The sequence below is a fragment of the Methylobacterium sp. Leaf361 genome (assembly GCF_001424445.1).
Taxonomy (GTDB): domain Bacteria; phylum Pseudomonadota; class Alphaproteobacteria; order Rhizobiales; family Beijerinckiaceae; genus Methylobacterium.
The window spans coordinates 191,771-210,367 of record NZ_LMPY01000056.1; the positions used below are offsets into that span (position 1 = coordinate 191,771).

Genomic DNA, 18,597 nt, shown 5'->3' on the forward strand with positions numbered 1-18,597 from the left:
CGATCCCGGGCGCCGCGGTTACCGGTGCACCGACCCGCGACCGCGGCCCGCCCGCGCCCCCCTCATGCCGCCCCAGGCCCCGTCCGCCCCGGACGGTCGGCCGGCACGGTCCGGATCAGAGGCTCTCAGACACGTGGCCAGTCCCGTCGCCGTCACCGAGATCCAGCCGCAGGCCCAGGCGCAGGCCCAGGCGCGGCCCGCCCCGCAGGCCGCGCTCAGCCCCGGCGAGATCCGCGCCATCGTCTACGGGCTGATGACCGCGATGCTGCTCGCGGCCCTCGACCAGACCATCGTGGCGACCGCTATGCCGACCATCGGCCTCGACCTCGGCGACGCCGCGAACCTGCCCTGGATCGTCACCGCCTACCTGCTGGCCTCCACGGCGGTGACCCCGCTCTACGGCAAGCTCAGCGACATCCACGGCCGGCGGGTCATGCTGCTGATCGCCATCGCGACCTTCGTGGTCGGCTCGCTCGCCTGCGCGCTCGCGCCCACGATGGTGGCGCTGGCGCTCGCCCGGGGTCTCCAGGGTGTCGGCGGCGGCGGGCTGATCGCCCTGGCGCAGACCATCCTGGCCGACATCATGTCGCCCAAGGAGCGGGCGCGCTACCAGGTGGTGATCGCGGGCGTGTTCGTGACGGCCTCGGTGGCGGGGCCGCTGCTCGGCGGCCTCTTCGCCCAGCACCTGCACTGGTCGCTGATCTTCTGGATCAACCTGCCGATCGGCGTCCTCGCCTTCGCACTCACCAACGCCAACCTCAAGCGCCTGCCCCGCCACGAGCGCCGCCACCGGCTGGACTATCCCGGCGCCGCCCTGATGGTGGCGGGCTCCGTCACCCTCCTGCTGGCCCTGAGCTGGGGCGGGGTGCGCTACCCCTGGGACTCCGCACCGGTCCTCGCCCTCCTCGCCGGGGCGGCCGTGCTGGGCGGCGGCTTCGCGGCGCGGCTCGCCACGGCGGCCGAGCCGCTGATCCCCACGGAGGTGCTCAAGGACCGGGTGGTCTACAGCGCGACGCTGGCGGCGTGCTTCGCCATGGGCACCTTCATCGGGCTCACCATCTACGTGCCGATCTTCCTCGAAGGGGTGATCGGGCTCTCGGCGAGCGAGTCCGGGGTGGCCCTGGTGCCGCTGATGATCGGCACCGTCACGGGCGCGACCCTGTCGGGCCGGTCGATGCTGCATTTCCGGCACTACAAGCGCGTGCCCCTGGCGATGATGTGCGTCAGCCTCGCCTGCTGCGCCACCATCGCCTGGCAGGGCCGGGCGCTGCCCTTCTGGCTCATGGAGGTGCTGTTCGCGCTGCTCTCCATGGGGATCGGGACGATCCTCCCGCTCTCGACCATCTCGATCCAGAACGCGGTGGAGACGCACCAGCTCGGCATCGCCACCGCCGCGATGAACTTCTTCCGCTCCCTCGGCGGGGCGCTGATCGTGGCGGCCTTCGGCACGATCGTGCTCGGCGGCGCCGCGGGCGGGGCGGGGGGAGGGGCCCACGACGTGGAGAGCCTGATCCGCGGCGCGGACCCGGCCCAGCTCGCCCTGACCTTCCGCCACGTCTTCATGGCCGCCTGCCTCGGCCTGCTCGGGGCCTTCACGTTCCTGGCGCTGATGGAGGAGCGGCCCCTGCGCGAGCGCACGTCGCCCAGGATGGCCGCCGAGACCCCGGAGGCCTCCGCCTGACGGCCTCGCGGCACCGGACGCGTTCCCTCAACCCCCGCGTTCCCGTCCGGGACCGGAGGTCGTCCCGACACGCGCGCCCGCGTCGCGTCGGGGCCACGGGAAGCGGATAGCGTCACCGGACCGCGCGCTGGCCGGGCGCTCTGCCCTTGATTCGCCCGGATCACCCCTTACGTCGGCCCCATCGGCTGCGGGCCCCTCTGGCGGGCGCTCCTCAGCGCCCGTGATGTCGGAGCCGATGCTTTCCATATGGAATCAGCATCAGGTCCCGCACATGATGGACGTCCTCACCGTCGTATGGCTCGGCAAGCCGTTGTGGATGTGGCTCGGGTTCCACGTCCTGATCGCCTGCCTGCTCGCCTTCGACCTCGGGCTCCTCCACCGCGACAAGGACCACGAGATCGGCGTCCGGGAGAGCCTGCTGCTCACCGGCTTCTACCTCGCCCTCGGCCTCGCCTTCGGCGGCTGGATCTGGTGGTACCTCGGGCCGTCTTCCGCCGAGGAGTACGTCACCGGCCTCGTGGTCGAGAAGTCGCTGTCGATGGACAACGTCTTCGTCATCGCGATGATCCTCACGGCCCTGGGCATCCCGCGGGCGGCCCAGCACCGGGTCCTCCTCTGGGGCATCCTGGCGGCCGTGGTGCTGCGCGGCCTGATGATCGGGCTCGGCGCCGCCCTGGTGCACGAGGTGCACTGGGTTCTCTCCCTGTTCGCCGCCTTCCTGATCTACGCCGGCCTGAAGATCCTGCTCTCGGGCGACGAGGAGGAGGGCGACTTCCAGAACAGCGCCGTCGTGCGCTGGTTCAAGACGACCTTCCGGGTCACGCCCGACCTGCACGGCCAGCGCTTCACCGTGCGCAAGACCGACCCGAGGACCGGCAAGGTCGCCCTGTACTTCACCCCGCTGGCCCTCGCCCTGGTGCTGGTGAACGGCGCCGACGTGATCTTCGCGGTCGACAGCGTGCCGGCGATCTTCGCGATCACCACCGACACGTTCGTGGTCTACACCTCCAACATCTTCGCGATCCTGGGCCTGCGCGCCCTCTACTTCGCGCTCGCCGCGATGGTCGACCGGTTCGCCTACCTGAAGACGGCGCTGGCCTTCATCCTGATCTTCATCGGCGCCAAGATCGTGGTCGCCGACACGTTCGGGCTCATCCACGTGCAGCCCTGGGTCTCCCTGGTGGTGACCCTGACGCTGCTGGCGGCCGGCGTCTTCTACAGCCTCTGGCGGACCCGGACGGACGCGCCGGTCGCGCCGGCCCCGGAGGCCGGGCACTCCCGTGAGGCCCGGGCCCACCGCGCCTGAGGGGGCCCGGCGGGCGCCCGGCCCTCAGGCCGCCGGCAGCGCCGCGATCAGGTCGCGCAGGGTGGTGATGGTCGAGGCGTCGGCCACGCCGTCCACCCGCGCCGGGCGGAAATGGCGCTGGAACGCGGTGACCACCGCCTGGGTGCGCGCGTCGAACAGCCCGGTCACCGGCAGGTCGTAGCCGTAGAGCGCGAACATCGCCTGCAGCGCCTCGACGGGCTGGCCGGCATCGCCCCGCGCGAAGAACCGGCCGTCCTGGAGGCGCGCGGGGGGCACGCGGTGCCCCACCCCCGCCGCCGCCAGACGGTCCCACGGGAAGATCTCCCCCGGATCCTCCTTGCGCTCGGGCGCGACGTCGGAATGGGCGAGCACCCGCTCCGGCGGGATCGGCCAGCGGGCGAGGATGTCCCGGGCCAGCGCGATCACCGCCTCGACCTGGGGCTCCGGGTAGGGCGGCAGGCCGCCGGCATGGCCCGGATGGACGATCTCGATCCCGATCGACCGGGAATTGACGTCGGTCTCGCCCTTCCAGGCGCCGGCGCCAGCGTGCCAGGCCCGGCGGGCCTCCGGCACCATCTGGACGATCCCGCCATCCTCGAACACGAGGTAGTGCGCCGAGACCTCGCTCAGCGGGTCGCGCAGGCGCGCGAGGGCGGCGGCCCCGCTGTCCATCCCGGTGTAGTGCAGGATCAGCATGTCGAGCGGCCCCGCGCGGCGGGCGCCGTGGTTCGGCGAGGGCGCGACGCGGCGGGCGAGGGGGCTGTCGGGGGTCAGGCTCACCGCAGCCCGCGCTCCTGCGCGATCCGGTCATAGGCGGCGTTGATCGCGGCGAGCCGCCGCGTGGCGATGGCCACCGCCTCCGTCGGCAGGCCGCGGGCGAGCGCCCGGTCCGGGTGGTGCTCGGCCACCAGCGCCCGGTGGCGGGCCTTCACGGCGGCGTCGTCCGCCTCGCGGTCGAGCCCGAGGACGCCGTAGGGATCGTCCGGCAGCCGCACGTGGCGGGCGGCGATGCGCCGGAACGCCGCCTCGTCGAAGCCGAAGATGCCCGAGACCGCGCGCAGGTAGCGCTCCTCGGCCTCGTGCAGCGCCCCGTCGGCGCCGGCGATCTGGAACAGGCCGTCGAGCACGTCCTCGAGGAGCGCCGGCTCGTCGCCGAAGGTGGTCGCCAGCTGCTGGGCGTAAACCTCGAAGCCGCTCGTGGTCTTCTTGGCGAGGTCGAACAGGCGCTCGACGCCCGCCCGCGCGGACGGCTCCACCTGCACGACCCGGCCGAACGCCTCGACCTCCGAGGGCAGCACGACGCCGTCGGACTTGGCCATCTTGGCGGCGAGCGCCACGAGTCCGGTGGTGAACACGACGTCGCGCGGCGTCCGCCCGAAGGGCGCGCCGACGCGGTCGAGCAGGAAATGACCGGCGACCCCGCCGATCAGCGCCCCGAGGGGGCCGCCGATCGCGAGGCCGAATCCGGCGCCGCCGAGTTTGCCCCAGACGCCCTGAGTCTTGGTCGCCTGAGTCATGGGACGACCGGTCCCGGCGCTGATCCTCGGCTCGGCTCTGTCATCGGCGGCGGCGGGGTTCCGGCACCGGGACGGGCCCGGCCGAGCGACGGGATAGCCGCTCCGCACGCCGCGAGGAAGGGCCGGGACGCGCCCGGCCCGCCCCCTTCAGCTCAGCGGCAGTACACGTTGCCGTAGGCGTCGCGATAGGTGCCGTAGGGGCAGCGCGGCGCGGTCGAGGCGCCCACGATGGCGCCGCCGGCGCCGCCGATCGCGGCACCCGCCAGGGCACCGCCCGCGCGGCCGGTGGCCGCCGCGCCGATCGCGGCACCGGTCAGGGCGCCGAGGCCGGCGCCGCCCAGAGCCCGGTCCTCCGGGGTGTTGCAGCCGGCGAGCGAGAGGGCGGCGATGGTGGCGATGGCGGCGGCCGTCAGCTTCTTCATGGTCCCCAGAACTCCCTTGTGAATCCGGTCCGGCCGGTGGCCGTGATCGTTGCGGATCGGGTCGAGCTTAGCAGGAAAGGAATGTCGGCCATACGGCTAAGGTTCCATCGGACGCGAGACGCGTTGCGAGACGAGTTGCGCCCGGTTCCCGTCTCGCCCTATGCCACGTTCGGAGGCGCTCCGGCCGCGGTGCCGCGACGCCCTATCCGGCACCACGCCCGGCACCAGTCCGGCACATGTCCGAGGGTCCCATGCCGACAGCCACCACGATCGTCCGCCGGGCCGCGGTCCGCGCCGACCGCGTCGCCGACACGGTGACCCTCGACCGCGCGGGCCGGGCTGCCGTCGCCGGATCCCTGGTCGCCGAGGGCGGCCTCGGCTTCGACGTCGCGCTCACCAAGGCCGCGGCGCTCGAGGACGGCGACGCCCTGCGCCTCGACGACGGCCGGCTCGTCGCGGTGCGGGCGGCCGCCGAGGATCTCCTGGAGGTGCGCGCCGAGAATCCGGCCCGCCTGCTGCGCCTGGCCTGGCAGCTCGGCGGCAGCCACGTGGACGCCGAGATCGGCGCGGACGTGCTCTACGTGCCGGCGACGCCCGCCGCGGCCGAGCTGGTGCGCGGGCAGGGCTGCGTCGCGACCCCGGTCTCCCGTGCCTTCCGTCCCGAGCAGGCCGCCCACGATCACAGCACCTGTGGGCACGATCACGGGCACGACCATCACGCCCACCATCATCACGACCACGGGCATGAGCACGGCCATGACCACGGGCATGACCACGCTCACGCGCACGATCATGGGCACAGCCACGATCACGGGTACGAGAAGCACGGCCACGATCATGTCCACGGTCACAGCCATGATCACGGCCATGATCACGAGCACGGGCACCAGAGGCACGGCCACGTGCACGGTCCCGGCTGCGGCTGCGGCCACGATCACTAGCGGTTGAGCCGGGCCCGATCGGGGATCCCGCACCGGGCCCCGACCGCGGACGGTCCGCCGCCGTCACGCGGCCCTCACGCAGCCCTACGCGGCCGTCACTCTGCCGGGACGAAGCGCAGCGTGCCGGCGCGCCGCGTGGGCTGGCCGGTGTCGTTCGTGTGATTGACGCCGTCCATCACCGGGACCTCCGGAAAGTCGAAGGGGCTGACCCCGTCCAGGCAGGCCACGTTGACGGCGTGGACGTTCGGGTCCGACCGCCGCTGATGGTGCGTGTAGACGCCGCAGCGGGAGCAGAAGAAGTGCTGCGCCGCCCCGGTATGGAACCGGTAGGTCGTCAGCGCCTCCGCCCCCTCCAGGATCCTCACCCCGCCCGGCCGCGCCATGACGACGACGGCGCCGCGCATGCGGCAGTAGGAACAAGTGCAGCGTCGGATCGACGCGAGATCCCCGTCGAGGGCCGCCTCGAAGCGCACCGCCCCGCAGTGGCAGCGTCCGGACCGGGTCGTCGCGTCGTCCGCCATGGTGCTGGGCATCCCGTGCGTTTTCCTGCGACCGGGCGCGGCGGCAGAGCCGGCCGGCACCTTGAACCCTAAGTTTCCGGCACCGTGCGGACAATCACCATGTCGTCACACGATGTGTCAGGAAAACTCACGCAGGGTCGTCGGCGGCCCGAGATCCTTGCCGGTCACAGGCGCTTCGGGATGGGCCTGAGGCAGTACCGGCGCGCCGCCTCGGCGGACAGGCTGTCCTGGGCGGCCACGCACTGGTCGAGGGTGAGGCCGATGCTGGCCGCGTAGGGCTCGTTGGGCGACAGCGCCGCGCGGGCGAGGGCCGCCAGGTACAGCAGGAACGCCGCGACCGCGACGACCAGCGCGGCGACGAGGACGCGGTTCAGCAGCATCGCCGGCGACCGCTCACGGGATCCCGACCAGCAGCAGCGCGAGCGCGAGCACCGTGAGTCCCGCTCCGATCAGCGTCACGGCGGTGTAGTCGCGTCCGGACCGCCGCGCGGGCGCGCGACCGGGCCGGATCGTGATCCGCGCCCCGGATCCCTGCGCGGGACCCGGATCCCCGGGCTGGCTCACTGCAGCAGACCCCACAGGCCCGTCGCCAGTCCGAAGGTGAGCGAGAGCATCGCTGCGCAGATCAGGACCCGGTCGATCACGCGGGCGGCCCGATCCTCCGGCTGAACGTCGATCATGGCGGGACCTCCTCTCGGCCAGAGTGACGAGCGGCTGTTGCTGAGCTGTGTCGGCCGCTCGCCGGCACACGGGTTCGTGTTGTCCGCGAGGGGGGAGGGGGGCGGGCGGCCTCGAACGGGGCTGTGCCGGCGGGGCGCGGCGCCAGGGCACCGGAACACCCGGGATGCCGTGCGGTTGGACCGGCATCCCCATCGGAGACGACGCGTGACCACGGATCCGCTGCACAAGTATCCCCGCCCGCCCTTCGCGGCGCAGCCCCAGAGCTTCCCCGGCAAGACCGGTCGCATGGAGCCCGAACCCGACCACGGCGAGGCGAGCTACAAGGGCTCGGGCAAGCTGACCGGCCAGGCCGCGCTGATCACCGGCGGCGATTCCGGTATCGGCCGCGCGGTCGCCATCGCCTTCGCCCGGGAAGGGGCCGACATCGCCATCTCCTACCTGCCGGACGAGCAGGCCGACGCGGAGGCGGTCGCCCAGTGGGTCGAGAAGGCGGGTCGGCGGGCACTGCTCCTGCCGGGCGACCTCAAGGACGCCGCCTACGGGCGCCAGATCGTCGCCCGCACGGTCGAGACGTTCGGGCGCCTCGACGTGCTGGTCAACAACGGCGCGTTCCAGCAGCCGAACGAGGACCTCGCCGGGATCGACGACACCGTGTTCGAGGACCATTTCCGCACCAACGTGTTCGGCGCGTTCTACGTGACCAAGGCGGCGCTCGCCCATCTGAAGCCCGGCGCCTCGGTGATCTTCACCTCCTCGGTGAATTCCAAGCACCCGATGCCGTCGCTCATGGCCTACAGCGCCACCAAGGGCGCCCTGAGCAACATGGTGCTCAGCTTGGCCCAGCTCCTCGCCGAGAAGGGCGTGCGCGTGAACGGCGTGCTGCCCGGGCCGATCTGGACCCCGTTCATCCCCTCCGGGATGAGCCAGGATTCGGTGAAATCCTTCGGCAGTCAGGTTCCGTTCGGTCGGCCCGGACAACCGGCCGAACTCGCCTCAGCCTACGTGATGCTGGCCTCCGACGAGAGCAGCTACACGTCGGGCGCGCTCGTCACGGTGGCCGGGGCCATGCCGGTGTTCTGACGCGCCTCGCCCGCGCGTTTCACGGACAGGCCCCGCGGCAGCGGCGCCCGTCCGGGGCGACGGCGCGCTCAGGCGGCGCGCATCTCGACGAGGAAGCGCATCACCTCGGCGCGCAGGGCCTCGGCGCTGCGGCAGACGTCGCCGGCCGCGGCACCGACCTCCCCGGCCACGCGGTGCGTCGCCTCCGCCGCCGACGAGGCCGAGACCACGTTCGCGCTCACCGCGTCGGTCCCCCGGGCGGCCTCGTCGATGTTCTGCGAGATGTGCCCGGTGGCGAACCGCTGCTGCTCGACCGCCGCCGCGATCGCGCTGGCGATCGCGTTCATCGTGTCGACGGTCCTCCCGATCGAGTGGACCGCGCCGACCGCCTCCGTCGTTTCGCCCTGGATCGCCGCGATCTGCGCGGTGATCTCCTCCGTGGCCTTCGCGGTCTGCCCGGCCAGGCCCTTCACCTCGGCGGCGACCACCGCGAAGCCGCGCCCCGACTCGCCCGCCCGCGCCGCCTCGATCGTGGCGTTCAGCGCCAGCAGGTTGGTCTGCTCGGCGATCGCCGAGATGATCCGCACGACTTCCCCGATCCGCTCCGCCGCCCCGGCGAGGCCGCGGATCTGCCGGTCGGTCCGCTCCGCCTCGCTGACCGCCTGACCGGCGATCGCGGCCGACTTGGTGACCTGGCCGCCGATCTCGCCGATCGAGGCGGACAGCTCCTCGGTCGCCGCCGCCACCGTCTGCACGTTGGCGGCGGCCTGCTGCGCCGCCCCGGCGGCCGAGCCGGCCTGCCGCGACGCCTGCGCGGCGGTGTCGGCCATCGCCCGACAGGCCTCCCGCATGCCGGCCGCGGCGGTGTCGACCCGTGCCAGGAGCTGGCTCGCCTCGGTGTCGAAGCTGCGGGTCACCGCCTCCATCCACTGGGCCCGCTCCTGCCGACGCTCCTGCTCGGCGCGCTGCTCGGTCGACAGGGTCCGCGCCTCGATCATGCTGTCCCGGAACACGCCGGCGGCCTCGGCCATCTGGCCGATCTCGTCGCGCCGGCCGAGACCCGGGATGGCGACGTCCGTCGCGCCGCCGGCGAGGCGGCGCAGGGCGGCCGTGAAGGCGCTCAGGGGGCGGGTGATGCTGCGCGCCAGCAGGAACCCGACCAGCCCGATCGCGATCCCGAGGGGTATCAGCCAGAGCAGGGTGGTGACCATCCGCGCCCGGTCCAGGGCGTGGATGTCGTCGACGTACAGGGCCGAGCTGATCACCCATTGCCAGGGCTCGTAGGCGAGCGAGTAGGCGACCTTCGGGGCGGGCTCGGTCTCGCCGAGGCGGGCCCAGCGGTACTCGGTGAAGCCGCCGCCCTCCCGGGCGTGCTGGATCATCGTCCAGACGAAGGTCTTCTTCATCGCCGCGTCGTCGCGGGACCGCGTGCCCTCGATCTTGGGATCGGGATGCACGACGTTGCGGCCGATGTTGCCCGGCTCCGAGCTGTAGACGAAGACGTAGTCGCCGCCGTTGTAGCGCATGGCCCGCAGCGCCTCCGCCGCGCGCCGCCGCGCCTCGTCGGCCGAGACGGCGCCGGCCTCCGCCTGCCGGGCGAACGCCGCCACGATGCCGTGCGCCGACTCGACCTGGGCGCGGATGGCGGCCTTGCGCCCCTCCATCATCACCGCGCCGACGGACGAGACCTGGACGCCCACGATCGATATGAATGCCAGTAGGATGCAACTGATAAGACAAAATATCTTTCTACCGATCGTCATCTCAAATATTCCCGATTGTAAATAAAATCATACCGCGAAGCTCGCGGATCGAATCGACTGTCCTTCAGCGCCGCGCCCGCCGATCATCTGCCGAACATTGGAATAATTCCATTCCGGCCACACATGCGAGATATGCTTCATCGCGCTCCCGGCGGAGCGGTCGGCCGGGACGATCGACCTCGTCGCGGACGGTCTCGTGCCGCCGTCGCACGGCCCGCGGGCGCCGATCGGCGGGCCGGACCGCGAGCGGTCAGGCCAGTCGAAGGCGGCGACGGACGCGCGCATCGCGGCGCCGGAGCGGGCGAGGCAGGAACACGACGTTCGAGAGGTGCACGCCGCGCGACACGCGGCGGGTCAGCGAGCCGCCGGTCGTCCACGCCCGCCCGTCGACCGCGCTCGACCGGCTGCTCCGGGCGGCCTGCCGCCGGTCCGCTTCCGGGAGTCAGGGCGGGGGAGGCGGGTTGCGCGCAGGTCCCGGCGGTGAATCGTCGGACGCTGTCGCGCCCCGTGGAGCGCGAGGCGGGCGGCCCGACCGCGACATCGATTTCCGGCGTCCCGGCCGAGAGGATGCCCGGGGCTGACCCGGATCGCGCCGGTGCGGCCTCGAGCCCGGAAACTCCGAGCGCGGCGGGCTCAGGGATCGCGGTGCCGCTCGCGGGCGACGCGCGCGCCGCCGCGCCGTCAGCCTACCGCCTCGGCGCGGCGCGGGCGCTCGGCCCGGTCGCGGGCCACCCGCGCCGCCTCGACCTCGCGCGCCGGAAGCGACGCGGCGGCGCGCGGTCCCGCGCGGAGCGCATGACGCGCCGCGGTGACGTGAGGCGGCATCGACGGCGCGCCGCGTCGCGGTCCGACGCGGCGCGCCGCTCCGGCGTCAGCGGAGAAGGTTCGGGGGCACCGGCGGGCTCGCGTTGAGCAGCGTGATCGTCACCCGCCGGTTCGGCGCGAGGTAGGGATTGTCCGGGAAAACCGGCTCCGTGTCGCCGCGTCCCGACACGGAGGAGAAGTTGTCGTTGGGAACCCCGGCACCCGACAGGACCTCGCGCACGGCGAGGGCACGCCCGGCGGAGAGGTTCCAGGGCTCGCCGGCCCGCGTCGAGCCCGGGCGCGCGACGGCCGTGTAGCCGGTGATCGACAGGCGGTTGGGCAGCCGCCGGATCGCGGGCGCGAGGGCCTCCAGCACGCGACGGGTGCGGTCGTAGGGCTCGACGGACCCCTCGCGGAACATGGAGCGGCCGTCCTGGTCCACGAGGGAGACGTTCACGCCCTCCTTGGTCTGCTCGATCACGATGTTCTTCGACAGTTCGGCGATGTCGGGCATCGTCTGGAGCGCCTGCCGGAGGCTGGCTATGGCGCTGAAATTGGCCTCCACGTTGGCGACCGGGCGGCTGGCATCCACGTCGCTGACGCGCCCCGGGCTGGTCGGGCGCGTGATCTCCTCCCGCTCGGCGGAGCCCCGCTCCGCGTCGCGGGGCGTGGACGGCTTGTTGCCGGACGTGTCGAGGGCGGTCCCGTACAGGATTCCGCCGGCGCCGCTGGTCGCAGGGCTCAGAGCCGCCGGCGAGAAGTACTCCGCCAGGCCGATCTTCTGCTCCTGCGTCGTCATGCTGATCAGCCACATCAGCAGGAAGAACGCCATCATGGCGGTCACGAAGTCCGCGTAGGCGATCTTCCAGGCCCCGCCGTGGTGGGCGTGGGCGGCCTTCTTGACCTTCTTGATGATGATCGTCGCCATGGACTCCCTCCCGGATGTCGGATCAGCTCTGGGCGGGCAGAGCGGCGGTCGCCGCTTCCACTTCGTTGAAGGTCGGGCGGACGTCGCTCATCAGGGACTTGCGGGCGAACTCGACCGCCATCACCGGCGGCTGGCCGGCGATGTGGGCGAGCAGCCCCGCCTTGAGCGAGAGATAGTACTTGGACTCGGCCTCGAAGAGGCTCTTGAGCGACTGCGCCATGGGCCCGAAGAAGCCGTAGGCCACGAAGACGCCGAAGAAGGTGCCGACGAGCGCGCCGCCGATCAGGTGTCCCAGCACCTCCGGCGGCTCCTTGATCGCCCCCATCGTCTTGATCACGCCGAGCACGGCGGCGACGATGCCGAGCGCCGGCGTCCCGTCGGCGAGCGACTGCATGGCCGAGACGACGCGCTCCTGCTCCTGGTGGTGCGTCTCCAGTTCCTCATCCATGAGCGCGTCGATCTCGTGGACGTTGTTGGCGCCCAGCGTCACCATGCGCATGTAGTCGCAGACGAACTCGACCGCGTGGTGGTTCGCCGCGAAGGTCGGGAAGGCGTTGAACAAGGTCGACTCGCCCGGATCCTCAATGTGCGGCTCGAGCGCCATCGCACCCTTCTGCTTCGCGAGCTTGAACAACGAATACTGCATTCCCAGCAGCTCGACATAGGATTGCTGGTTGTACTTGGGGCCCTTGATCAGCGTGCCCAGCATGGCGGGCACGGCCTTGAGCACCGGCCCGGTGTTGCCGATGACGAAGGCGCCGATCGCCGCACCCAGGATGATGACGAACTCGAACGGCTGCCACAGAACCAGCAGATGGCCGCCCATCGCCGCGTAGCTGCCGAAGACGCAGGCGAAGACGATCACTGTGCCGACGATCAGCCGCATGATGTGCCATCCTTGCGCGGCGGCAGATGCACCCCGCGCGACGCTACCAATGACCTGGGAAATCACTGATCTTGGTTAACGGCGCGTTTAGAGCCGCGGCAGCGCGCCGGTCGACGGTCCGGGCCCCGCGGTGAACCGTGCCGTCTCTTTTGACGACGATCCGGGCGTGATACCCCGTCGTCCCGTGCTTCCCCGCGGACTCGACGATGGTCCCCATCGCGCTCCCCGCGGTGGGACCGGACGGGGCCCAGCAGGCACGCCACAGCCGGATTCCGAGCAGTCCGACGCCCGATGGGGCATCGCCGAGGTACAGCACGAGAGCGACAGCAAGTGATTGCCGCAACGGAAGAACCTGGAAATCTCAGCGGATGGCGCTTCTCCGTCGCACCGATGATGGACTGGACGGACCGCCACTGCCGGGCGTTCCACCGGTCCCTCTCGGCGCGCGCCCGCCTCTACACCGAGATGGTGACGACCGGCGCGGTGCTGCACGGGCCGCGGGAGCGCCTGCTCGGCTTCGCGGAGATCGAGCACCCGGTGGCGGTCCAGCTCGGCGGCTCGGACCCGGCGGACCTGGCGCGGGCCGCCCGGATCGCCGCGGATCTCGGCTACGACGAGGTCAATCTCAACGTCGGCTGCCCCTCGGACCGGGTGCAGGAGGGCCGCTTCGGCGCCTGCCTAATGCGCGAGCCGGCCCTGGTCGGCGACTGCGTCGCCGCCATGAAGGCCGCGGTCTCCGTGCCGGTGACGGTGAAGTGCCGAATCGGCGTCGACGACCAGGACCCCGAGGCGGCGCTCGACACCCTGGCCGACGCCGTGGTGGCGGCGGGCGTCGACGGGCTGATCGTCCACGCCCGCAAGGCCTGGCTCCAGGGGCTCTCGCCCAAGGAGAACCGGGACGTGCCGCCCCTCGATTACGGCCGCGCCGCGCGGCTGAAGCGGCGGCTTCCCGGCCTGCCGATCGCGGTCAACGGCGGCCTGCGCGACCTGGATTCCGCGCGGGCGCGGCTCGCCGAGGTCGACGGCGTCATGGTCGGCCGCGCCGCCTACACCGAGCCGGCGCTCCTGCTCGGGGTCGATCCCGACCTGTTCGGCGTGCCGGCGCCGGCCCCCGACGCCTTCGCGGCGGTCGCGGCGTTCGAGCCCTACATCGCCGCGTGCCTCGCCCGGGGCGAGCGCCTCCACGCGGTCACCCGGCACATGCTCGGCCTGTTCAACGGCCGGCCGGGCGCGCGGGCCTTCCGGCGCCACCTCTCGACACACGGCATGCGCCCGGAGGCCGACCTCGCGACCCTGCGGGAGGCGGTGGCGCTGGTCTCCCGCGCCGCCCCCGAGGCCCGCGCCGCCTGAGCGCCTTGCGCGGCGGCCCGGTCAGGGCCGCCGCAGGATCAGGCGGTCGCCCCGGACCTCGTAGCCGGAGAGCCGCGACAGGAAGGTCTGGCCGAGGAGGTTCGCCGAGAGCGCGCCCGGCTTGGCCACCATGGCGTTGACGCGCCGCTCGGTGATCGTCCCGACGCTGAGCGAGTCGAGCTGGGTCGGCGCCGCGTAGGTGATGCCGTTGGCGGTGGAGACGCGGGCGGTGAACTCGGAGGGCGCGGGCGTGAGCCCCAGCGCGGCGGCGTTCTCGGCGGTGAGCACGACGCTGCTCGCCCCGGTGTCGAACAGGAAAGGCTGCACCCGGCCGTTGACCAAGGCGTCGACCCGGAAATCGCCGTCCGCCCGCCGGGTGACCGTGACGGCGCCGTCGCCGCTCGAGGTCGCGCTCCCGGGCCGGAGATCGCCGAGCACCCGGGCGCCGACATCCTGGATCCGGTCGCGGTAGCTGTAGCCGATCACCAGGGCGAGGCCGATCAGCGCCCAGGCCAGGAGCGCCTGCAGGTTCGCGCCGAGCCGGGCCGTGAACTGCCGCCAGAACCCGGCCACCACCAGGAGCAGGATCGTGCCGGTCCAGGCGAGGTTCGCCAACTGGTCGGGCTCGATCACGCCGCCGACGCTGTCGCTGCCGTCGCTGAGGACCAGGGCGACGAGAACCAGGGCGAGGGCCGCGAGGCCGAGATAGATCATGACGGCAGCGGCGCTTCCAGGGGGGTGAGGCCGGCGGCCCGCATCCGGGCGCCGAGCCCCGCCATCACGGCGCGGCGCCGGTCTTCCGACAGCGAGCCCCAGGCGGCGATCTCGTCGCGGGTCCGGCCGCAGCCGCAGCACAGGCCGGTCGCGGCGTCGAGGACGCAGACCTTGGTGCAGGGCGAGGAGGGTTTCGGCGCGGGCGGCATCGGTGATCCTTGGCCGGGGGATCGTGGCCGGGTCAAGACGCGGCGGCCTCCCTCAATCCGCCACGCCCGCCGTCGCCGCCACCAGGGCCAGCAGGGCGGCGATCTCCGCGACCTGCTGACAGGCGCCGATGACGTCGCCGGTCTGGCCGCCGATCCTGGCGCGCGCCAGCCGGGTCAGGCCCAGGGCCGCGAGGCCGGCGCACAGGATCATCAGAGCGACCCCGCCGACAGGCAGGCCGAGGGGCACGGCGCCGAGCGCCAGCACCGCGCCGAGGCCCAGCGCGGTGGCGAGGCTCGCCCGGCCCGGGCGGCCGACCGAGGCGGAGAGGCCGCCCGGCCGCGCCGGCGCGAGCAGCACCATCGGGGCGAGGGCGGCGACCCGCGACAGGGCGGCCGCCAGGATCAGGCCGGTCACGGCCGCGTGGCCGATCCGGTCGAGGAGCGTCGCCAGGGCGCCGATCCGCAGGGCCAGCGCCAGGACCAGGGCGGCGCCGCCGTAGGCCCCGATCCGGCTGTCGCGCATGATCTCCAGGCGGCGCTCCCGCGTGGCGCCGCCGCCGAACCCGTCGGCGACGTCGGCGAGCCCGTCCTCGTGGAGGGCACCGGTCGCCACCACGGCGACCGCCACCGCGAGGGTCGCGGCCAGGAACGGCCCGAGCCCGACGGCCCAGCCGGCCGCCAGCACCAGGGCGGCGGGCAGCGCCAGGATCAGGCCGGCCAGCGGCAGCATCCGCGGCAGGGTGGTGAAGTCGGGGCTCCGGTGCGGGTCCGGCTCGCCGGGCAGTTGCGGCACCGGCAGGCGGGAGTAGAAGCGCAGGCACCCGGCGAGGTCGTAGAGGGCGCCGCGCCCGGGCCAGTCGGCCTCCCCGCCGGTCTGCCTGTCCATCGCGGCCTCTCGCATCCGCCCGCCACCGCGCGCCGCTCCCGTATAGTCTCCCCGTCCGGAGGCGCCCACAGGAAATCATCGCCGCCATGACCGATTCGACGACCGCTCCCGAACCCGGCCCCTTCGACGACATCCGCAACCTGCTGAAGGCGATGCCGGGCCCCGACGCGGAGGCGAAGGAAGCCGTCGCGGCCCGGGACGCGACCCTGACGAAGCCCGCCGGTTCGCTGGGACGCCTGGAGAGCCTCGTGACGTGGCTGGCGGCGTGGCAGGGCAAGGCGCCGCCGACCTTCGACCGGCCGCTGGTCTGCGTCTTCGCCGGCAGCCACGGGGTCACGCGCCGCGGCGTCTCGGCCTTCCCGGACGCGGTCAACCGCCAGATGCTCGACAACTTCGCCGCCGGGGGCGGGGCGATCAACCAGATCTGCGCGGCCTACGGCCTCGGCTTCAAGGTGTTCGACCTCGCCCTCGACATGCCCACCGGCGACATCGCGGAGGCGCCGGCCCTCGACGAGCGCGCCACGGTCGCCACCATGGCGTTCGGCATGGAGGCGGTGGCCGCCGGCACCGACTGCCTCGGCATCGGCGAGATGGGCATCGGCAACACCACGGTGGCGGCCGCCCTCTACGCCGCCCTGTTCGGCGGCGACCCCGCCCACTGGGTCGGGCGCGGCACAGGAGTCGACCGGGACGGCCTGTCCCGGAAGGTCGCGGCCGTGGAGGCGGCGCTCGCGCACCATGCGGGCCACCTCGACGACCCGCTCCAGGTCCTGGCGCGCCTCGGCGGCCGGGAGATCGCCGCCATGGCGGGGGCGATCCTGGCCGCGCGGCTGCAGCGCATCCCGGTGGTGATCGACGGCTACGTGGCGACCGCCGCCGCGGCCGTGCTGCACGCCGCCGACCCAAATGCCCTCGACCACTGCCTCGCCGGCCACGTCTCGGCGGAGGGCGCCCACGCGGAGGTTCTGGAGCGGCTCGGGCTGGTGCCGCTGCTGGCGCTCGGCATGCGCCTCGGCGAGGCCTCGGGCGCCGGCATGGCGATGGGCCTGCTGAAGGGCGCGCTCGCCTGCCACACCGGCATGGCGACCTTCGCGCAGGCCGGCGTGTCGGGGAAGGGCGCGGGCTGAAGACGCGCGGGCACCTGCGCCCTCGCGTCTTTGCGAGCGGAGCGAAGCAATCCAGCGGCGCCACGCCCATCAGCGGCCCGCTGCCCTGGGTTGCTTCGCTGCGCTCGCAAAGACGAACCTTCCTCGGGAGCGCCCGGACTCAGGCGGTCTTCTCGATGTTCCAGAAGAACTGCACGGGCGCCATCACCATGCCCTTGAGCTTCGCGCTGACCGCCATCGGCTGCTGCACGAGGCCCGCGGGCGCGTAGGGCACGACCGCGAAGGCCCGCTCCTCGATGCGCGCGGCGAGCGCCTTCTGCTGCGCCTCGTCGCTGGTGGCGATCCACTCGCTGCGCAGGCCCTCCAGGGTCGGGTCGTCCGGCCAGCCGAACCACGCCGCCTGACCGTTGGCGCGGATCAGCGGGTGGAGCGCCGGGTTCAGCACGTCGGCCCCCGACCAGAGGGTGTGGAACAGCGACCAGCCGCCGGCATCGACCGGCCCGCGGTTGCCGCGGCGGGCGATGAAGCTGCCCCAGTCGGTCGAGACCAGATCGACGTTCATGCCGAGCTGCTTGAGCAGGTCCTGGGTCACCAGCGACTGGTTGTAGGCGATCGGCTGGTCGGCCGGGGCCAGCAGCACCACGCGCTCGCCCTTGTAGCCGGCCTTGGCCAGCATCGCCTTGGCCTTGGCGAGGTCCGCCTGCATGGCCGCGGCCCCGCCGGCCCCGGTTGACATCGGCGAGCCCGGCGTGAAGAAGGTCTTGGCCTCCCGGTAATATTCGGGGCTGCCGACCACCGCCTGCATGTAGTCGTCCTGCTTCATGGCCATCATCACGGCCCGGCGGATCTCGGGATTGTTGAACGGCGGCTGCGTGTGGTTGAACCGCATCAGCAGGATCAGCCCGAGCGGCACGTTGCGGATCTCGATCCCCGGCTTGCCCTTGAGGACGGGGATCAGGTCGATCGCCGGCTGCTCGTACCAGTCGACCGCCCCCTGGATCATCGCGCCCACCGCCGCCGAGGCCTCGGTGATGGCGAGCCACTCGATCCGGTCGACCTTGGCGACCTTGCCGCCGGCCGCCCAGGAGGGCGCCTCCTCGCGGGGTCGGTAGCCCGCGTGGCGGGTGTAGATCGCGTTCTGGCCGGGGATCCATTCCCGCGCCTCGAAGCGCCACGGCCCGGAGCCCGTGGCGTCGGCGATCGGCTTGGACGCGTCCTGGAGGGCGACGCGCTCCGGCATGATGAAGGGCACGTTCGAGGACAGCTTGCCGAGCGCCGCCGGGAGCAGGGGGAACGGCCTCTTCAGCGCGACCGTGAAGGTCCGCGCGTCCTCCTGGCCGTACCCCTCCACGAAGCCCGCCAGGGTCTGGCCGAACGCGTCCCGCTTGGACCAGCGCGCGATGGACGCGATGCAGTCCTTGGCCTCGACGGGGGAGCCGTCGTGGAACGTGAGGCCGTCGCGGAGATGGAAGGTCCAGCGCAGGCCGTCGGGCGCGGTCTGCCACTCGCTCACCATCTGCGGCTGGATGCGGAAATTCTCGTCGGTGGCGAACAGCGTGTCGTAGACGAGATAGCCGTGATTGCGGATGACGTAGCTCGTGGCGACGATCGGATCGAGGGACGGCAAGGGCGTCGACGGGATGAAGCGCAGCACGCTGCCGCCGCCGGGCTGGGCCCGGACCAGGTGCGGGAGGCCGAGGCCGGCGGCCGCGCCTGCGGTACCGGCCAGGATCTGGCGGCGGGAGAGCGTCATCGCGGGCACCCTTGTCGTGATCGAGCCCGTTGCCCGATTGATTTTATACAATTTCAACACCGGAGCTCCG

General features: G+C 72.7%; 19 protein-coding genes. 6 read left to right on the forward strand and 13 right to left on the reverse strand.

The genetic code is table 11. From position 1 onward, the window contains the following. The first annotated feature begins 133 nt into the window (after positions 1 to 133). Complete coding sequence (locus ASG32_RS27680) at positions 134 to 1,681, forward strand: MDR family MFS transporter (protein ID WP_056532621.1); 1,548 nt, start codon at positions 134 to 136, stop codon at positions 1,679 to 1,681. Between the two features lie 271 nt (positions 1,682 to 1,952). After that, entirely contained in the window at positions 1,953 to 2,987 is a 1,035-nt protein-coding gene (locus ASG32_RS27685) for a TerC family protein (protein ID WP_056532624.1), read from the forward strand. A 24-nt stretch (positions 2,988 to 3,011) separates the two neighbouring features. On the opposite strand, the gene ASG32_RS27690 is transcribed toward ASG32_RS27685, so the two are convergent. The 3 genes from ASG32_RS27690 to ASG32_RS27700 all read right to left on the reverse strand — a co-directional run bounded on the left by ASG32_RS27690 (position 3,012) and on the right by ASG32_RS27700 (position 4,926). Further along, positions 3,012 to 3,767 carry an N-acetylmuramoyl-L-alanine amidase gene (locus ASG32_RS27690; protein WP_056532626.1) on the reverse strand — a complete coding sequence of 252 codons (756 nt, stop codon included), beginning with the start codon at positions 3,765 to 3,767 and terminating at the stop codon, positions 3,012 to 3,014. After that, the gene (locus tag ASG32_RS27695; RefSeq protein ID WP_056532629.1) at positions 3,764 to 4,504 is read right to left on the reverse strand and encodes a TerB family tellurite resistance protein; all 741 of its coding nucleotides are present in this window, start codon (positions 4,502 to 4,504) and stop codon (positions 3,764 to 3,766) included. The genes ASG32_RS27690 and ASG32_RS27695 overlap by 4 nt, the downstream gene beginning before the upstream one ends. 152 nt (positions 4,505 to 4,656) lie before the next feature. Then, positions 4,657 to 4,926, reverse strand: coding sequence for a hypothetical protein (locus ASG32_RS27700; RefSeq protein WP_012318984.1), 270 nt, complete (start codon positions 4,924 to 4,926; stop codon positions 4,657 to 4,659). A 251-nt stretch (positions 4,927 to 5,177) separates the two neighbouring features. Between ASG32_RS27700 and ASG32_RS27705 the strand changes: the two genes are divergently transcribed. After that, entirely contained in the window at positions 5,178 to 5,867 is a 690-nt protein-coding gene (locus ASG32_RS27705) for an urease accessory protein UreE (RefSeq protein ID WP_056532632.1), read from the forward strand. A 95-nt stretch (positions 5,868 to 5,962) separates the two neighbouring features. Here ASG32_RS27705 and ASG32_RS27710 read toward each other — a convergent pair whose 3' ends face one another. From ASG32_RS27710 to ASG32_RS34210, 3 genes are all read right to left on the reverse strand, one after another. Then, a complete protein-coding gene (locus ASG32_RS27710; protein WP_056532787.1) occupies positions 5,963 to 6,388 on the reverse strand; it encodes a GFA family protein in 426 nt (141 codons plus the stop codon). Positions 6,389 to 6,552: 164 nt separating this feature from the next. After that, the gene (locus ASG32_RS27715; protein WP_056532635.1) at positions 6,553 to 6,768 is read right to left on the reverse strand and encodes a hypothetical protein; all 216 of its coding nucleotides are present in this window, start codon (positions 6,766 to 6,768) and stop codon (positions 6,553 to 6,555) included. Between the two features lie 13 nt (positions 6,769 to 6,781). After that, positions 6,782 to 6,952: a hypothetical protein gene (locus ASG32_RS34210; protein WP_157862090.1), complete on the reverse strand. Its 171-nt coding sequence runs from the start codon at positions 6,950 to 6,952 to the stop codon at positions 6,782 to 6,784. Between the two features lie 321 nt (positions 6,953 to 7,273). On the opposite strand from ASG32_RS34210, the gene ASG32_RS27720 reads away from it, so the two are divergent. Beyond that, positions 7,274 to 8,149 carry an SDR family oxidoreductase gene (locus ASG32_RS27720; protein WP_056532638.1) on the forward strand — a complete coding sequence of 292 codons (876 nt, stop codon included), beginning with the start codon at positions 7,274 to 7,276 and terminating at the stop codon, positions 8,147 to 8,149. Between the two features lie 68 nt (positions 8,150 to 8,217). Here ASG32_RS27720 and ASG32_RS27725 read toward each other — a convergent pair whose 3' ends face one another. The 3 genes from ASG32_RS27725 to motA form a co-directional block, all read right to left on the reverse strand. Further along, positions 8,218 to 9,828, reverse strand: a complete 1,611-nt coding sequence (locus ASG32_RS27725; protein WP_244492252.1) for a cache domain-containing protein — start codon at positions 9,826 to 9,828, stop codon at positions 8,218 to 8,220. Positions 9,829 to 10,762: 934 nt separating this feature from the next. Further along, the gene (locus tag ASG32_RS27730; RefSeq protein WP_056532644.1) at positions 10,763 to 11,623 is read right to left on the reverse strand and encodes a flagellar motor protein MotB; all 861 of its coding nucleotides are present in this window, start codon (positions 11,621 to 11,623) and stop codon (positions 10,763 to 10,765) included. A gap of 22 nt (positions 11,624 to 11,645) precedes the next feature. Beyond that, positions 11,646 to 12,509, reverse strand: a complete 864-nt coding sequence (gene motA, locus ASG32_RS27735; RefSeq protein WP_020092314.1) for a flagellar motor stator protein MotA — start codon at positions 12,507 to 12,509, stop codon at positions 11,646 to 11,648. Positions 12,510 to 12,800: 291 nt separating this feature from the next. On the opposite strand from motA, the gene dusA reads away from it, so the two are divergent. Then, positions 12,801 to 13,859 carry a tRNA dihydrouridine(20/20a) synthase DusA gene (gene dusA, locus ASG32_RS27740; protein WP_082558080.1) on the forward strand — a complete coding sequence of 353 codons (1,059 nt, stop codon included), beginning with the start codon at positions 12,801 to 12,803 and terminating at the stop codon, positions 13,857 to 13,859. Positions 13,860 to 13,880: 21 nt separating this feature from the next. On the opposite strand, the gene ASG32_RS27745 is transcribed toward dusA, so the two are convergent. The 3 genes from ASG32_RS27745 to cobS are packed head-to-tail and all read right to left on the reverse strand — an operon-like array spanning position 13,881 to position 15,668. Then, positions 13,881 to 14,573: a TIGR02281 family clan AA aspartic protease gene (locus tag ASG32_RS27745; RefSeq protein ID WP_056532650.1), complete on the reverse strand. Its 693-nt coding sequence runs from the start codon at positions 14,571 to 14,573 to the stop codon at positions 13,881 to 13,883. Continuing rightward, the gene (locus ASG32_RS27750; RefSeq protein WP_020092317.1) at positions 14,570 to 14,782 is read right to left on the reverse strand and encodes a DUF1289 domain-containing protein; all 213 of its coding nucleotides are present in this window, start codon (positions 14,780 to 14,782) and stop codon (positions 14,570 to 14,572) included. Before ASG32_RS27750 ends, ASG32_RS27745 begins: the two co-directional genes overlap by 4 nt. 52 nt (positions 14,783 to 14,834) lie before the next feature. After that, positions 14,835 to 15,668: an adenosylcobinamide-GDP ribazoletransferase gene (gene cobS, locus ASG32_RS27755; protein ID WP_056532653.1), complete on the reverse strand. Its 834-nt coding sequence runs from the start codon at positions 15,666 to 15,668 to the stop codon at positions 14,835 to 14,837. Positions 15,669 to 15,754: 86 nt separating this feature from the next. On the opposite strand from cobS, the gene cobT reads away from it, so the two are divergent. After that, positions 15,755 to 16,795: a nicotinate-nucleotide--dimethylbenzimidazole phosphoribosyltransferase gene (gene cobT, locus ASG32_RS27760; RefSeq protein ID WP_056532656.1), complete on the forward strand. Its 1,041-nt coding sequence runs from the start codon at positions 15,755 to 15,757 to the stop codon at positions 16,793 to 16,795. 139 nt (positions 16,796 to 16,934) lie between these two features. Here cobT and ASG32_RS27765 read toward each other — a convergent pair whose 3' ends face one another. After that, positions 16,935 to 18,527: an ABC transporter substrate-binding protein gene (locus ASG32_RS27765; RefSeq protein ID WP_056532659.1), complete on the reverse strand. Its 1,593-nt coding sequence runs from the start codon at positions 18,525 to 18,527 to the stop codon at positions 16,935 to 16,937. Between the last annotated feature and the right edge of the window lie 70 nt (positions 18,528 to 18,597).

Coding starts and splice junctions, on each gene's coding strand:
- ASG32_RS27750 (WP_020092317.1), bottom strand. CDS start 14,782: ATGCCGCCCGCGCCGAAACCCTCCTCGCCCTGCACCAAGGTCTGCGTC.
- ASG32_RS27685 (WP_056532624.1), top strand. CDS start 1,953: ATGATGGACGTCCTCACCGTCGTATGGCTCGGCAAGCCGTTGTGGATG.
- ASG32_RS27710 (WP_056532787.1), bottom strand. CDS start 6,388: ATGGCGGACGACGCGACGACCCGGTCCGGACGCTGCCACTGCGGGGCG.
- ASG32_RS27700 (WP_012318984.1), bottom strand. CDS start 4,926: ATGAAGAAGCTGACGGCCGCCGCCATCGCCACCATCGCCGCCCTCTCG.
- cobS (WP_056532653.1), bottom strand. CDS start 15,668: ATGGACAGGCAGACCGGCGGGGAGGCCGACTGGCCCGGGCGCGGCGCC.
- motA (WP_020092314.1), bottom strand. CDS start 12,509: ATGCGGCTGATCGTCGGCACAGTGATCGTCTTCGCCTGCGTCTTCGGC.
- ASG32_RS27730 (WP_056532644.1), bottom strand. CDS start 11,623: ATGGCGACGATCATCATCAAGAAGGTCAAGAAGGCCGCCCACGCCCAC.
- ASG32_RS27705 (WP_056532632.1), top strand. CDS start 5,178: ATGCCGACAGCCACCACGATCGTCCGCCGGGCCGCGGTCCGCGCCGAC.
- dusA (WP_082558080.1), top strand. CDS start 12,801: ATGGGGCATCGCCGAGGTACAGCACGAGAGCGACAGCAAGTGATTGCC.
- ASG32_RS27745 (WP_056532650.1), bottom strand. CDS start 14,573: ATGATCTATCTCGGCCTCGCGGCCCTCGCCCTGGTTCTCGTCGCCCTG.
- ASG32_RS27695 (WP_056532629.1), bottom strand. CDS start 4,504: ATGACTCAGGCGACCAAGACTCAGGGCGTCTGGGGCAAACTCGGCGGC.
- cobT (WP_056532656.1), top strand. CDS start 15,755: ATGACCGATTCGACGACCGCTCCCGAACCCGGCCCCTTCGACGACATC.
- ASG32_RS27715 (WP_056532635.1), bottom strand. CDS start 6,768: ATGCTGCTGAACCGCGTCCTCGTCGCCGCGCTGGTCGTCGCGGTCGCG.
- ASG32_RS27765 (WP_056532659.1), bottom strand. CDS start 18,527: ATGACGCTCTCCCGCCGCCAGATCCTGGCCGGTACCGCAGGCGCGGCC.